12 protein-coding genes are annotated in these 12609 nt (G+C 66.9%); 5 read left to right on the forward strand and 7 right to left on the reverse strand.

The genetic code is table 11. The features are described from left to right. Positions 1-6: 6 nt before the first annotated feature. The 3 genes from B0E52_RS15420 to B0E52_RS15430 are packed head-to-tail and all read right to left on the reverse strand — an operon-like array spanning position 7 to position 2346. A complete protein-coding gene (locus tag B0E52_RS15420; protein ID WP_077485254.1) occupies positions 7-990 on the reverse strand; it encodes a zinc-dependent alcohol dehydrogenase family protein in 984 nt (327 codons plus the stop codon). A 27-nt stretch (positions 991-1017) separates the two neighbouring features. After that, positions 1018-1842 carry a universal stress protein gene (locus B0E52_RS15425; RefSeq protein ID WP_077485256.1) on the reverse strand — a complete coding sequence of 275 codons (825 nt, stop codon included), beginning with the start codon at positions 1840-1842 and terminating at the stop codon, positions 1018-1020. Positions 1843-1902: 60 nt separating this feature from the next. Further along, complete coding sequence (locus B0E52_RS15430) at positions 1903-2346, reverse strand: Hsp20/alpha crystallin family protein (RefSeq protein ID WP_077485258.1); 444 nt, start codon at positions 2344-2346, stop codon at positions 1903-1905. A gap of 166 nt (positions 2347-2512) precedes the next feature. Here B0E52_RS15430 and mgtA point away from each other — a divergent pair, with 166 nt between their 5' ends. The 5 genes from mgtA (at position 2513) to B0E52_RS15455 (ending at position 8222) form a co-directional block, all read left to right on the forward strand. Next, complete coding sequence (gene mgtA / locus B0E52_RS15435; RefSeq protein ID WP_077485259.1) at positions 2513-5080, forward strand: magnesium-translocating P-type ATPase; 2568 nt, start codon at positions 2513-2515, stop codon at positions 5078-5080. 81 nt (positions 5081-5161) lie between these two features. Continuing rightward, a complete protein-coding gene (locus B0E52_RS15440; RefSeq protein ID WP_077485261.1) occupies positions 5162-5812 on the forward strand; it encodes a BON domain-containing protein in 651 nt (216 codons plus the stop codon). A gap of 111 nt (positions 5813-5923) precedes the next feature. Next, positions 5924-6577, forward strand: a complete 654-nt coding sequence (locus tag B0E52_RS15445) for a nitroreductase family protein (protein ID WP_077485262.1) — start codon at positions 5924-5926, stop codon at positions 6575-6577. A 302-nt stretch (positions 6578-6879) separates the two neighbouring features. Then, positions 6880-7707 carry a universal stress protein gene (locus tag B0E52_RS15450; RefSeq protein WP_077485263.1) on the forward strand — a complete coding sequence of 276 codons (828 nt, stop codon included), beginning with the start codon at positions 6880-6882 and terminating at the stop codon, positions 7705-7707. A gap of 35 nt (positions 7708-7742) precedes the next feature. Beyond that, positions 7743-8222, forward strand: a complete 480-nt coding sequence (locus B0E52_RS15455) for a host attachment protein (protein WP_168174202.1) — start codon at positions 7743-7745, stop codon at positions 8220-8222. 187 nt (positions 8223-8409) lie between these two features. Here the strand turns inward: B0E52_RS15455 and B0E52_RS15460 are convergent, their stop codons facing one another. From B0E52_RS15460 to B0E52_RS15475, 4 genes are all read right to left on the reverse strand, one after another. Continuing rightward, a complete protein-coding gene (locus tag B0E52_RS15460) occupies positions 8410-9447 on the reverse strand; it encodes a zinc-dependent alcohol dehydrogenase family protein (protein WP_077485266.1) in 1038 nt (345 codons plus the stop codon). A 268-nt stretch (positions 9448-9715) separates the two neighbouring features. After that, complete coding sequence (locus tag B0E52_RS15465; RefSeq protein WP_077485267.1) at positions 9716-9961, reverse strand: hypothetical protein; 246 nt, start codon at positions 9959-9961, stop codon at positions 9716-9718. A gap of 32 nt (positions 9962-9993) precedes the next feature. Next, positions 9994-11400 carry a bifunctional enoyl-CoA hydratase/phosphate acetyltransferase gene (locus B0E52_RS15470; RefSeq protein ID WP_077485268.1) on the reverse strand — a complete coding sequence of 469 codons (1407 nt, stop codon included), beginning with the start codon at positions 11398-11400 and terminating at the stop codon, positions 9994-9996. A gap of 310 nt (positions 11401-11710) precedes the next feature. Beyond that, positions 11711-12514 (reverse strand): universal stress protein, encoded by an 804-nt coding sequence (locus B0E52_RS15475; protein WP_168174203.1) that lies wholly within the window; start codon positions 12512-12514, stop codon positions 11711-11713. Positions 12515-12609: the final 95 nt, after the last annotated feature.

Genomic DNA, 12609 nt, shown 5'->3' on the forward strand with positions numbered 1-12609 from the left:
CGGTGATCAGGGAACCAGCACCGCCGCGCCACTGAGCCGGCCCTCGCGCAGGTCCGCCAGCGCCCGGTTCGCCTGCTCCAGCGGATAGGGCCGTGCCGCGGTGCGGATATCGATGGTTGCCGCCAGCGCAAGGAAGTCGTGTGCGTCGCGGCGGGTGAGATTCGCGACCGAAACGATCTCGCGTTCCTCCCACAGCAGGCGGTACGGAAAGGCCGGGATGTCGGACATGTGGATGCCGCCGCACACCACGCGCCCGCCCTTCCGGACCGCCCTCAGCGCCATCGGGACGAGGGCGCCGACCGGCGCGAAGAGGATCGCCGCATCCAGCTGCTGGGGCGGCGGCGCATCCGAATCGCCCGCCCATGCGGCACCCAGCGAGCGGGCGAACGACTGCGCGATCGAGTCACCCGGTCGGGTGAAGGCGTACACCTCGCGCCCCTGCCGGATCGCCACCTGCGTGATGATGTGCGCGGCGGCGCCGAAGCCGTACAGTCCGATGCGCCGCCCGTCGCCGCAGCGCTGCAGGCAACGCCAGCCGATCAGGCCCGCGCACAGCAGCGGCGCGGTGGCCACGGCGTCGGCACCGTCGCGCAAGCGGACGCAGTACGCCGCACGCGCCGTCACATGGCTGGCAAAGCCCCCGGGACGGGTGTACCCGGTGAACTCGGGATGATCGCAAAGATTCTCGCGATCCGCCTTGCAGTACGCGCATTCGCCGCAGCTGCCGCCGAGCCACGGCACGCCCACCCGCGCCCCCGGCGCGAGCGTGCCGACCTCCTCGCCCACCGCCTCCACGATGCCGACGATCTCGTGTCCCGGTATGAGTGGTGGCCGAATCCGCGGCAGCTCCCCGGACACGACATGCAAATCGGTGCGGCAAACGCCGCAGGCTTCGACGCGCAGCAGCACTTCATCCCGCCGCACGGCGGGCGTCGCCAGCGTCTTCAGTACCAGCGGCGCACCGACCGCTTCCAGCACCATCGCGCGCATGGGTTGCCGCCTCTGTTCGCGCTGGCGTCAGTGCCGGAACAGCACTGGAATGTCCGCCCACGCCAGCACATGCCGCGTGGCGCCGCCCAGCCACCACTCGCTGAAGCGGTTGCGTCCGTAGGCGCCCATCACGAGCAGGTCGGCGCCGAACTTCATCGATGCGTCCAGCAACACCGAGCCCACATCGTCGTGCCCGGCGGTGATCGTGCGTTCCTCGGCCTCGATGCCATGGCGCTGCAGGTATTGGGAGATGCTGAAGGGCGGATCCCATTCCACGCCGTAGCCGGTGTCGCGCTCCGCCGCCCCCCACAACAGCAGGACTTCCTTGCCCCGCAACAGGGGTTGTGCCGCATGGATCGCCCGCATCGCCTCGGGCGAGCTGTTCCAGGCAACCGCCACGCGCCGAATCTGCCGGTCGGGCAGGATTTCCTCGCGGGGCAGGACGATGCACGGCATGCCCGACTTGAGGATCAGGTCCGGCAGGTCCCACGGCGAGTCCCGGTCATTCAAGGGATGGTCGAGCACCAGCAGATCGTGCCGCGTGATCGCCTGCAACAGCGCATCGGAAGTCCTCCCTTGCGCAACAACCCAGTCGAACTGTGGGGCGCCCAGCGACGCCGCCCATGCCTGGAGCGACGACCGGGCCTGGACCGCCTCCTTCACGAGTTCGAGTGCGCTTTCCACGTACGCCGTCGTCATCGGCGGGTCAAAGCCCGGTATGTAGTGCATGGGATGCGGGCAGGTGTAGACCGCGGTGACCGATGCTCCCAGCGTTGCCGCGAGTCGCACGCCGAACAGGCTCGCCGGCGTGTGATCCCGGTAATCCCTGGCGTGGATGAGGATGTCTTTCATGGAGGTACTTCCACCAAAGGGGACGCGGGTTTCGACGGCAGCCCGAGGTCCCGACCCGGCTCAGCCCACGGCGATCTTGCGCGCGCTTCCGTTCGCCTTCTTGGGCAGTGTCAGCGAGAGCACGCCCTTGTCGTAGCGCGCCTCGGTGCGGCTCCCGTCGATTTCTGCAGGCAGCGTGAAGGCCCGGTAGGCCTTTTCCCACGACCTTTCGACGACGAGCTCCTTTTCGCCCTTCCTTTCCTTCTCGCGCTTCGTTTCCGCGCTGATCGCGACGTGGTTTCCTTCCACGGACACGTCGATGTCGTCCTTGTCCAGGCCGGGAATATCGGCACGCAGGTGGAAGGCGTCCTCGCCTTCGGTGATGTCCACCCGCATGTCGGCGGTGAATTCGGGCTGGTTCCACAACGGGCCGAGGCCGAAATTGCGCAGCAGATCGTCGAGCGATGCCGACGTCTCGAACCTTGCGGGGCTCCGGAACGGAATGAAGCGTGTGATGGCAGTCATGGTGAACTCCTCGAGTTTCGAACACGCGCGTGGGAGCGCATCGATACGCTACGTCGGTATTCACGCCCCCTGTTGACGCATGTCAACTGCACTTCGCATCGCCGCCGCTTCGTCTTGACCGGGGTCAACATGCTCGTGCGCTTCCGCGGCATGGTTCCACCTGACCATGAATGATGTTTCGCACACATCCGCCGCGACCGATCTCGCCCTGGTTCCGCAGGCGCGCCTGTTCGATCGGCTCGGCAGCACCCGGGATGGATTGCCCCAGGCCGAAGCCTTGCGTCGCCTGGCCGCGCACGGACCCAACGAGGCCGATGGCAATGAACGCGCCGGCCATTTCGCTGCCCTGGTCGAGCTGTTCGGAAATCCGCTGGTCCTGATGCTGCTGGCGGCGGCCGCGGTCTCGGGATTTCTCGGTGATCGCGCTGGCGCGGCGATCATCGTGGCGATCGTGCTGATGAGCATCACGCTCAACTACACACTCAGCTATCGATCGAAGCTGGCGGCGGAACGGTTGCGGCAAGAGATTGCTCCCATCGCTCGGGTTCTTCGCGACGGAATCTGGTGCGATGTGCCGAGGCGCGAACTGGTGCCCGGTGACGTAATCCGTCTCATGGCTGGTGACCGCGTACCTGCGGATGCACGATTGCTGGAGGCCCGCGAGTTGCACGTCCAGCAGTCGGCTCTGACCGGCGAATCCGCACCGGCGGAAAAGGACGCCTGCGAGGAGCCGCACGGGTCGACGGGCGCCGACGCGCAACACCTGGTGTTCCTCGGCACCTCGGTAGCCGCCGGCACCGCCACGGCCATCGTGCTGGCGACCGGCAGCGATACCGCCTTCGGCGACGTGGCTGCGCGCCTGTCCGAGCGTCCACCTCCCACCGAATTCGAACGCGGATTGGCCGGCTTTGCACGCCTGATCATGCGTACCGTCTTCGGACTGGTGCTGGTGGTGCTGCTTGCCGGCATCGTGTTTCACCGCCCGCTGCTGGAAACCTTGCTGTTCGCGCTGGCACTGGCGGTCGGGCTGACCCCCGAGTTCATGCCGATGATCACCACGGTCACGCTGGCCCGCGGCGCGATGCGCATGTCCCGCCACCGCGTGGTGGTCAAGCACCTCGCGGCGATCGAGGACTTCGGCAGCATGACCGTGCTGCTCAGCGACAAGACCGGTACGCTCACGCGCAACGAAACCGAGGTTTTCGAAGCTGTCGATCCGCTCGGCAAGCCATCGCCGCGAACGGAGGGCCTGGCGCATCTGAACAGTTCGCTCCAGACGGGCATACGCAGCCCGCTGGACGAGGCCATCCTGCGCGATTGCGCATCCGCGCAAGAGGGTTTCCGCAAGCTCGACGAGATTCCCTTCGATTTCGAGCGGCGCCGCTTGAGCGTGGTCGCCGAACACGGGGACGAGATCCTGCTGGTTTCGAAGGGAGCGCCGGAATTCGTGATCCCGCGGTGCGCATCGTGCGAAGTGGATGGCTCCAACCACAAGCTCGGCGGCGACGAGCTGAAAGACATTGCCCGCATCTGCGACTCCTATGCCAGGCAGGGCATGCGCGTGCTGGCGGTGGCCTACCGCAGCGTGGATCGGAAATCCCGCTACACGACAGCCGACGAGGACGACCTGGTTCTCGCCGGATTCATCGTGTTCGCTGATCCGGTGCTCCCCGACGCGGCTGATTCCCTGCGCGCGCTGGTGCGCGACGGCATCGCGGTGAAGATTCTCTCCGGCGACAACGAATTTGTCGTCCGCCATGTCTGCGAACAGGTTGGACTGGACACGCGCGAGGTCGTTACCGGTACCCAGGTGGAGCAACTTGACCAGGACGCCCTGGGCATAGTGGCCGAGCGTGCAAGCGTCTTCGCGCGACTCAATCCGGCCCAGAAGCACCGGATCGTGCTGGCGCTGAAGAACCGCCGTTACGTAGTGGGCTTTCTCGGCGACGGCATCAACGACGCGCCTTCGCTGCACGCGGCCGATGTGGGTATTTCGGTGGCAAATGCGGTGGACGTGGCGCGCGAAGCGGCCGACATCGTACTCGGCCAGCGCGATCTGGGTGCCTTGCACGCCGGCGTGATCGAAGGGCGTCGCGCGTTTGCCAATGTCACCAAGTATTTGCTGATGGGCACCAGTTCCAACTTCGGCAACATGCTCAGCATGGCGGCAGCATCCCTCGTGCTTCCGTTCCTGCCGATGCTGCCGACCCAGATCCTGCTCAACAATTTCATGTACGACATCGCGCAGATCACCATTCCGGGCGACAACGTGGATGCCTCTCAGCTGCAGGCGCCGCGTCGCTGGGACATCCGCCTGATTCGGCGCTTCATGCTGGGGGTAGGGCCGATCAGCTCCCTGTACGATTTTCTCACCTTCTACATGCTGCTCGCCTTGCTGCACGCATCCGAAGCCGAGTTTCATACCGGCTGGTTCATCGAGTCGCTGGCTACGCAGGCACTTGTGCTGTTCGTGATACGCACAACGGGAAACCCCTTGCGCAGCCGCCCCAGCAAGACGCTGGTCGCGAGTGTGCTCGCCGTGGTGATCGCCGGCATCGCGCTGCCCTTCACGCCCCTCGGTACCGATTTCGGATTCGTTCCCGTGCCCCCGGTGTTTTTCGCGTTCCTCGCCGTCGCCACCATCACCTACCTGCTGCTGGTGGAACTCGTGAAGCGCCGCTTCTTCAGGGATGATGCCGCCGGGCAGGCACCTGGCCGGTACATGCCTCCATAGCTTTCCGCGGTTTTGTTGATGCGGATCAATGGCCGGGCCGTTGCCTCCTGTGGAATGGGTTCCCCTGGATGGAGAACGCCCATGACCGACAAAGAACTGCGCCAGCTCGTCATCGACGAACTGGAATTCGAGCCGAGCATCGATGCCGCCGACATCGGCGTAGCGGCGGAGGACGGCGTCGTTACCCTCAGCGGGCATGTCGCCGACTATGTACAGAAGACGGCGGCGGAGCGTGCGGCCTGGCGGGTAAGGGGCGTCAGGGGCATCGCCCAGGAGATCGAGGTCCGCCTGGCCAGCGACAAGAAGCAGAACGACGACGAGATCGCGCAGCGGGCTCTGAGCATCCTCGCATGGAACACGGCGATCCCCAGCCGCGACCTCCGCGTGCAGGTATCCCGCGGCTGGGTCACCCTGTCCGGCAGCGTGAACTGGAACTTCCAGCGCCGTGCTGCCGAAAACGAGGTGCGCAAGCTCGGTGGCGTCACGGGCGTCACGAACAACATCAAGCTGCCCACGGAAGTGCAGGCACGCGACTTGAAGCAGCGCATCCAGGAAGCGCTGAAACGGCACGCGGAGATCGAGGCGGGAGCCGTGCACGTGGACGTACGGGCCGATGGCACGGTTCGCATCGATGGGCACGTCGACAACTGGAGCGAGATGCAGGCGGTGGAGCGGGCCGTCTGGTCGGCCCCGGGCGTCCGCGTGGTCGAGGACAACCTGATCTTCCACTGAGGGTTCCGGCGTCGGCATGCAGAAAGCGGCGTGATCACTTCAGCTTCGCCAGCCGGCGCATTGGACCAACCCGCGAACCCTGCGCCTCACCTGCCACGGGAGAAACGGATCATGGCTGCCTATCCGAATTCGCCGCCGGTCCAGCAGACGATCAAGCTACCTGCTCCCTCCGGTGCCTGCACTGTCTCCATCACCGCGGCACTGGAGCAGCGGCGCACCTGCCGCACGATCTGCGCCAAGCCTCTGTCGCGGCAGCTCCTTGCGGACCTGCTGTGGGCCGCCTGTGGCGTGAACCGCCCAGAGGGACCGTTCGGGCGGCCCGGGCGTACCGCGGCCTCGGCCAGCAACTCGCAGGAAATCGACCTCCATGTCGCCATGCGCGATGGTGCCTACCGCTACGACGCGCCGGCGCACGAGCTGGTCCAGGTGGCGACCGGCGATCTGCGCGGATACGCCCTGACGCCGGGGCAACGCAGCGCCAATCCCGACATGCCCGTGCATCTGATCTACGTGGCGGACATCCATCGCCTGACGCACTCCACCGGGTTCCTGGAGCCTGGCCTGCAGGACCCGGAGACGCAGAAGTCCTACTACTACGTCGATGCCGGCATGGTCGCCGCCAACGTCTACCTGTACTGCGCGGCCGAAGGACTGGCCGCCTGGTTCCACAACTGCGATCGGGACGCGCTGGCGCTGCGGCTCGGGCTGCGGCAGGAGCAGCGTGTGCTGTTCGCGCAATCCGTGGGGTACCGGGAGGAGATCTGAGCCAACTGCGCAACGCCCGGTCCAGCCCGCATCCGAGGCGTGCCCGGGCATCCTGGGCCGTCGGGAATGGATGGCCTGCGCGCCGGCTCCCGGAGCGCCACTCCGCCCGTGAGCAATGCGGTTCCCTGCCCGTTCGCTCATGTTGATTTCCATCAACAAGGGCATCCGCATGGAGGCATAGCGTGTCCTTCAGCCGCCGCGCGGCGAGGTGGGCCGGCAACCTGGCGCGACAGCCGGTGAGCGGCACGCATCGCCGCGCGACGCGAAACACCCGTCTACTCCCGGTTCGAAGCGAGGCTCCCATGCACGACCTGCTTGCCTACTGCGAAAGTTGCGAGGACTGGCCGGCTAGTGCGGCTTACGCCGCCCGGCTGGCCGCGGCGTTCGACGGCCACGTGACGGGGATCCATGCGTGCCCCGTCCCCAGCCTGATGTCGTCTCCCTATGACACGCCGGATTTGATGGCCGATCTGCTCAACGTCACGCGCCAGCTCGAGGAAGATGCCGTCGCCAGCGGCCCGTCCTTCGAGGCCTTTGCGCGTGCGTGCGGCGCGACCAGGGTGGCCTGGCAGGTCGCGGAGGAAGAGGTTCCCCGTGCCCTGAATCTTGCGGGCAGCTGGCATGACGCACTGGTCGTCGGCCGGACGCTGCAGACGCCCTGGGGTTCCGCGTCCGCGGTGGGCGGCATGGTCCTTGGTGCCGGGCTTCCGTGCATCGTCGTGCCCGAAGGTCATGTCGGGGAGAGCCTGCCGGATGGCATGGCCATCGCCTGGAACGGCTCCCTCGAAGCCATTCGCGCGACGCACGCGGCCCTTCCCCTGCTGCGCCGTGCCCGCAGGGTGACGATTCTCGATGGCGGACAGCCGCTGTCGGCCAGCCTGGAGGACTGGAAGCCGCCGTTCGGGCTCGCCGGGTACCTGGCCAGACGCGGCATCCACAGCGAGACCATGTTTCTTTCGAAGCCCGGGGATTCCGTGGGAACCCTGCTGCTGCACGCAGCGAAACAGGCGGGGGCCGACATGCTGGTCATGGGAGCCTACGGGCACACCCGTTTCAGCGAATGGGTGCTCGGTGGCGCGACGCGCGACGTGCTCGAGCGCATCGACATGCCGGTTTTCATGCGCCATTGAGGCATCAGTTCGTATTGCCCGCCTGGAGGTCGATCATGTCAACCGCATGGATTCTTGTAAGCGATGCCGCGCGCGGCCGCCTGTTCGAAGCGTCCGGTACGCCCTGCACGTGGACGGAACTGGCCGGCTACTCCAACTCCGATTTGCGCGGTCTCCCCGCGCGGGGCGGTTCGGGCCGCACCGTACCTCGCACGCACGACAGCATCGATCCGGCGAGGCACGTGATCGAGCCCCATGCGAGCCGCCGGGACAAGAGCACGCGAGCGTTTGCGCGCATGCTGGTCGCCGACTTGCTCGAAGCAAACGCACGTCACCGGTACGAACGCCTGTTCCTCGTGGCGCCGCCGCGTTTCCTGGGCGTCCTGCGCGGCCAGCTTGGTGACCCTGCCGCCGCCGGCGTGGCAGGCGAGCTGGGCAGCGATCTCGCCGCACTGCCGACCGAAGCGCTGATCGGGCATCTCCGTGAGGCTTTTCCGCGTGCGTTTCCCGCGAAGGCCGTACGCTCGGACAGATGAGGCCCAGCCAAGCCGGCGGGCAGGCATCGTGCAATTCGTGTCCCAGGGCGCCAATCTGCCCGACGGCGGGTTCGCGACGCCGGACTTCGCCCGGAGGACGCCTCGCCGGATTGCGATGGCGCGGAAACCGGCGATGGCGCGATGGAACCGGACGCGAGGGGATGAACGACCGCCCTTTTCCCCAGCTTCATGCCTCGATGATGACCTTCAGCGCATGGGTCCTGGCGGCATGGCCGAAGGTGTCGTAGGCGTCGTCGATCGCGGCGAGCTTGAAGCGGTGCGTGATCAGCCGGGCGGGGTCGATTTTCCCCGCCTGCACCGTCTTCAGCAGCATGGGCGTGGTCGCGGTATCCACCAGGCGCGTGGTGATGGCGATGTTCCTGTCCCACAGGCTTTCCAGATGCAGGTCAACCTTGGTGCCATGCACGCCGATGTTCGCGATGATGCCGCCCGGCGCCACCAGTTCTTCGCACAGCTCGAACGTGGCCGGCACGCCGACAGCCTCGATCGCGGTATCCGCACCGGCACTCCCAGTCAGCTGACGGAGTTTTTCCGCCACGCCGCCGTCGCGGCTGTTGATGGTCGAGGTCGCGCCGAAGCGCTTCGCCACGGCCAGGCGGTTGTCGTCCAGGTCGATCATGATGATCTGTGCAGGCGAGTAGAACTGCGCGGTCAGCAGGGCGGCCAGCCCGATCGGGCCGGCGCCGACGATGGCGACGGTGGAGCCGGGCTGGACCTTGCCATTGAGCACGCCGCACTCGAATCCGGTCGGCAGGATGTCGCTCAGCATCACCAGCGCCTCCTCGTCGGCACCGGCGGGAATGTGGTAGAGGCTGGTGTCCGCGTAGGGAATGCGCACGTACTCGGCCTGCGTGCCGTCGATCCGGTTCCCCAGGATCCATCCACCCGTGGTGCAGTGCGAATACATGCCCTTGCGGCAGTAGTCGCATCTGCCGCAGGACGAGATGCAGGAAATCAGCACGCGGTCGCCCGGACGGAACGCGGCGACGGCCGTCCCCACCTTTTCGACCACGCCCACACCTTCATGGCCCAGGATGCGGCCGGGCGTGCAGGTGGGCACGTCGCCCTTCAGGATGTGCAGATCCGTGCCGCAGATCGTCGTCTTGACGATCTTCACGATGGCGTCGCCGGGGTCTGTGATTTCCGGCAAGGGGCGATCTTCCAGAGCCTTCTTGCCAGGTCCCTGATAGACGAGTGCTTTCATCGGGAGTCTCCATCGAGTGTTGAGCCGAGCGGCGGTGCCTGGACGCGGGCTTCCGCGCTCCCGCCCCGCCCGCGTCTGCCTGCGTATCGCTCCGGATGCGGGCGAACCCGGTGCGGAACGCAGTTGAACACCGCCAAACGACGACGGGCTTGAGCCAGATCAACCGACTCCCGGAAAACGGGGCTGTCATGCTTCGGTGCGCATCGGGGCTCGTCGCGCGGGTGCTGGACGTCGGCGGCCCGGGTGACGGGAGCACGCCCCTGCGCCATCACCCAGGCGGACAGTGCTGCTCCTGCGGCATTGCCACGTCTGGTCCGGGCAGTTCGTACGGATAGGTCATCGCGCTGACCGTCACGTCGACAAGCGCACCGCAGAAACCGAACATCGCGTCCGACCACCATGCGACTGGCGCGCCCAGCAGTGCGAACAGCGCGAACGGCGTGCAGGACGCAAGCGACGCAAAGGCTGCGCCGGAGTCGGGACAGGTAGCGACATCGTGGGCCGACGCACTCATGGCTGGCTCCAATGGCATGATCCGTTGTCCGCCTAGCCTGTCTGCTTCGCCTGCGCCAGCAGGACCGCCACCACGCACGAGGCGATGCGCGTGCGCGGCGTGTCGGCGCGGCTGGTGAGGATGATCGGCACCCGCGCGCCCATCACCACGCCGGCGGCGTCGGCACCGGCGAGGAACGTCAGCTGCTTGGCGAGCATGTTGCCCGACTCCAGGTCGGGCACGACCAGGATGTCGGCGCTGCCGGCCACGGCGGAACGAATGCCTTTCTCCCGCGCCGCCAGCGGGCTGATCGCGTTGTCGAAGCCCAGCGGACCATCGACGATGCCGCCGGTGATCTGGCCGCGCTCGGCCATCTTGCACAGCGCCGCGGCATCCAGGGTGGAAGGCATCGCCGGGTTCACCGTTTCCACCGCCGACAGCACGGCCACCCTGGGTGTGGCAATGCCGAGCACGCGCGCCAGGTCGATCGCGTTCTGGATGATGTCGCGCTTGTCGACCAGTGAGGGTGCGATGTTGATGGCCGCATCGGTGACCAGCAGCAGCCGCTCGTAGCTGGGCACGTCCATCACGTAAACGTGGCTGAGTCGGCGACCCGTGCGCAGGCCGGCGTTGGCCAGCACCGCGTGCATCAGCTCGTCCGTATGCAGCGAGCCTTTCATCAGCAGCCGCACCTCCCCGTCGCTCACCATGGCCACCGCCTGTGCGGCGGCGGCGTGGCTGTGCGGCGTATCGACCAGCCGGTACGGCGCGATGTCCAGGGCAGCCTGCCGAGCAGTGGCCCTGATCCTGGCGGTCGGCCCGATCAGTACGGGCTCGATCAACCCTTGTGACGCGGCCTCGACCGCGGCCGTGATCGAAGCCGCGTCACAAGGATGGACGATCGCCGTGGGCAACACCGGGTTGCCCGCAACCCGCGCGCGCAACTGCCGGAAACGCCGGTGGCCGGCGACCTGGACCGCGGGCAGATCGGCCGGCGCGCAGCGGATCTTCTCGGCCGGCGCCTGCACTTCCGCCTCGCCGAGGACCACGTCCACGCCGAGCTGGTTGCGCACGCGGCAATGGAAGCGCACGCGCCGGTCCAGCGGCTCCTTGCCGCTGACGGTCACGCTCACGTCGATGGTGTCGCCTAGGTTGACCGGTGCATGGAAGTGCAGGTCCTGCGACAGTTGGATCGTGCCTGGCCCCGGCAGCCGGGTGCCCAGTACGGCCGAAATCAGTGCGCCGCTCCACATGCCGTGCGCCACGACGTGATGGAACAGCTCGCTGCGCGCAGGGTCCGGCGCCTCTTCGGCCGGATTCGCGTCACCGGACATCGCGGCGAACAAGTCGATGTCCCGCTGGGTCAGCGTGCGCGTGAGATGCGCGCTGTCGCCGATCCGGATCTCGTCGAAGGTCCGGTTTTCCACGCATGCGGGAGCATCCGCAGTGACGGCATTCATGGCAGTTCCCGGATACGCGTGTCGGCGCCATTCATCGCGACATGGCCGCCAGTCATCAACGCGGCTGCGGCGATGCAGGCGTTTCCTTCGTCGAAGGTCTTGCATGGACCGGTCACCGGTATCGCTGCGTTCTCCATGTCGGCACTCTAGACAGCAAGCGGCACTGTGGATTTGAGGCAAGTCAATTGCGATGCTCGCCCGGGTGTCGTCGTGGGCGTGCTGGCGAGATTGGCGGCACGGGCGGCGGATGTCGCGGTCGGCGAACCCGAAATCTACGGATGCGGCATGTCGGAGCAAACCTGCGCGCGCCTCAATGCGCCAGCAGCAGCGGCAGCCTGGCGTGCTCCAGCACATGGCGGGTGGTGCCGCCCAGGATCAGCTCGCCGATCCGCGAATGCCCCCACGCACCCATCACCAGCAGGTCAGCATGCATTGCATAGGCATGGCTGAGCAGTTCCTCGCCGACGTCGCTCGCGTCGGGGAACGGATGGATCGATTGCAGGGACACGCCTTGCCGGACCAGCCAGTCGCGCACTGGCAGCGGCGGTGGCGCAATGCCGGGGAGCGTGTCCTGCGCGCCGTCGATCAGGCGCACCATCCCGGCCTCGCGCAGCAACGGCAGCGCGGCGCGCAGCGCGCGCATCGATTCCTGGGTGCTGTTCCAGGCCACCAGGATCCGTTCCGGGTTGAAATGGCCATCCCAGTCGGGCGGCACCAGCAGCATCGGCGATGCGGCCGAGAACAGCACCCTGGTGACATCGTCCATCCCGACCAGATGCGACGGATGCGACGGCGACAGCCGGCTCACCGTGATGTCGGCCATGCAGGAACGGCGTGCCAGCGCGGACACGTAGACGCCGCGGATCACTTCCCAGGCGCCCCTCAGCCCATGCTTGCGGCGCTGCTCCGTCCACCAGGCGTCGCATTGCCTGGCCTGGTATTCCTCGGTGACCAGCTCGGTCATGATGTCGGGCAGATACATCGATGAGGGGAAGACTCCCACGATGTGCAGACCCGTCACGTAGGCGTCGTGGCGACCGGCCAGGGCGAGGCCGACCTGCACAACCGGACTGCTGTCCACCATCTCTTCGACATTGACGAGGATCTCGAACATGGAGGCGTCCGGTGGCCTTGCATGAGCGCATGCTCGCGCAGGCGCCCTTCGCCCGGTGTTGATGCAAATCAACCGAAGCGGCCGGGTGCCGGCTG

The organism is Rhodanobacter sp. C06, from assembly GCF_002001105.1.
Taxonomy (GTDB): domain Bacteria; phylum Pseudomonadota; class Gammaproteobacteria; order Xanthomonadales; family Rhodanobacteraceae; genus Rhodanobacter_A.

Bases quoted from the DNA above. Each gene is read 5' to 3' on its own strand.
- B0E52_RS15420 (WP_077485254.1), bottom strand. From the start codon at position 990: ATGCGCGCGATGGTGCTGGAAGCGGTCGGTGCGCCGCTGGTACTGAAG.
- B0E52_RS15425 (WP_077485256.1), bottom strand. From the start codon at position 1,842: ATGAAAGACATCCTCATCCACGCCAGGGATTACCGGGATCACACGCCG.
- B0E52_RS15430 (WP_077485258.1), bottom strand. From the start codon at position 2,346: ATGACTGCCATCACACGCTTCATTCCGTTCCGGAGCCCCGCAAGGTTC.
- mgtA (WP_077485259.1), top strand. From the start codon at position 2,513: ATGAATGATGTTTCGCACACATCCGCCGCGACCGATCTCGCCCTGGTT.
- B0E52_RS15440 (WP_077485261.1), top strand. From the start codon at position 5,162: ATGACCGACAAAGAACTGCGCCAGCTCGTCATCGACGAACTGGAATTC.
- B0E52_RS15445 (WP_077485262.1), top strand. From the start codon at position 5,924: ATGGCTGCCTATCCGAATTCGCCGCCGGTCCAGCAGACGATCAAGCTA.
- B0E52_RS15450 (WP_077485263.1), top strand. From the start codon at position 6,880: ATGCACGACCTGCTTGCCTACTGCGAAAGTTGCGAGGACTGGCCGGCT.
- B0E52_RS15455 (WP_168174202.1), top strand. From the start codon at position 7,743: ATGTCAACCGCATGGATTCTTGTAAGCGATGCCGCGCGCGGCCGCCTG.
- B0E52_RS15460 (WP_077485266.1), bottom strand. From the start codon at position 9,447: ATGAAAGCACTCGTCTATCAGGGACCTGGCAAGAAGGCTCTGGAAGAT.
- B0E52_RS15465 (WP_077485267.1), bottom strand. From the start codon at position 9,961: ATGAGTGCGTCGGCCCACGATGTCGCTACCTGTCCCGACTCCGGCGCA.
- B0E52_RS15470 (WP_077485268.1), bottom strand. From the start codon at position 11,400: ATGAATGCCGTCACTGCGGATGCTCCCGCATGCGTGGAAAACCGGACC.
- B0E52_RS15475 (WP_168174203.1), bottom strand. From the start codon at position 12,514: ATGTTCGAGATCCTCGTCAATGTCGAAGAGATGGTGGACAGCAGTCCG.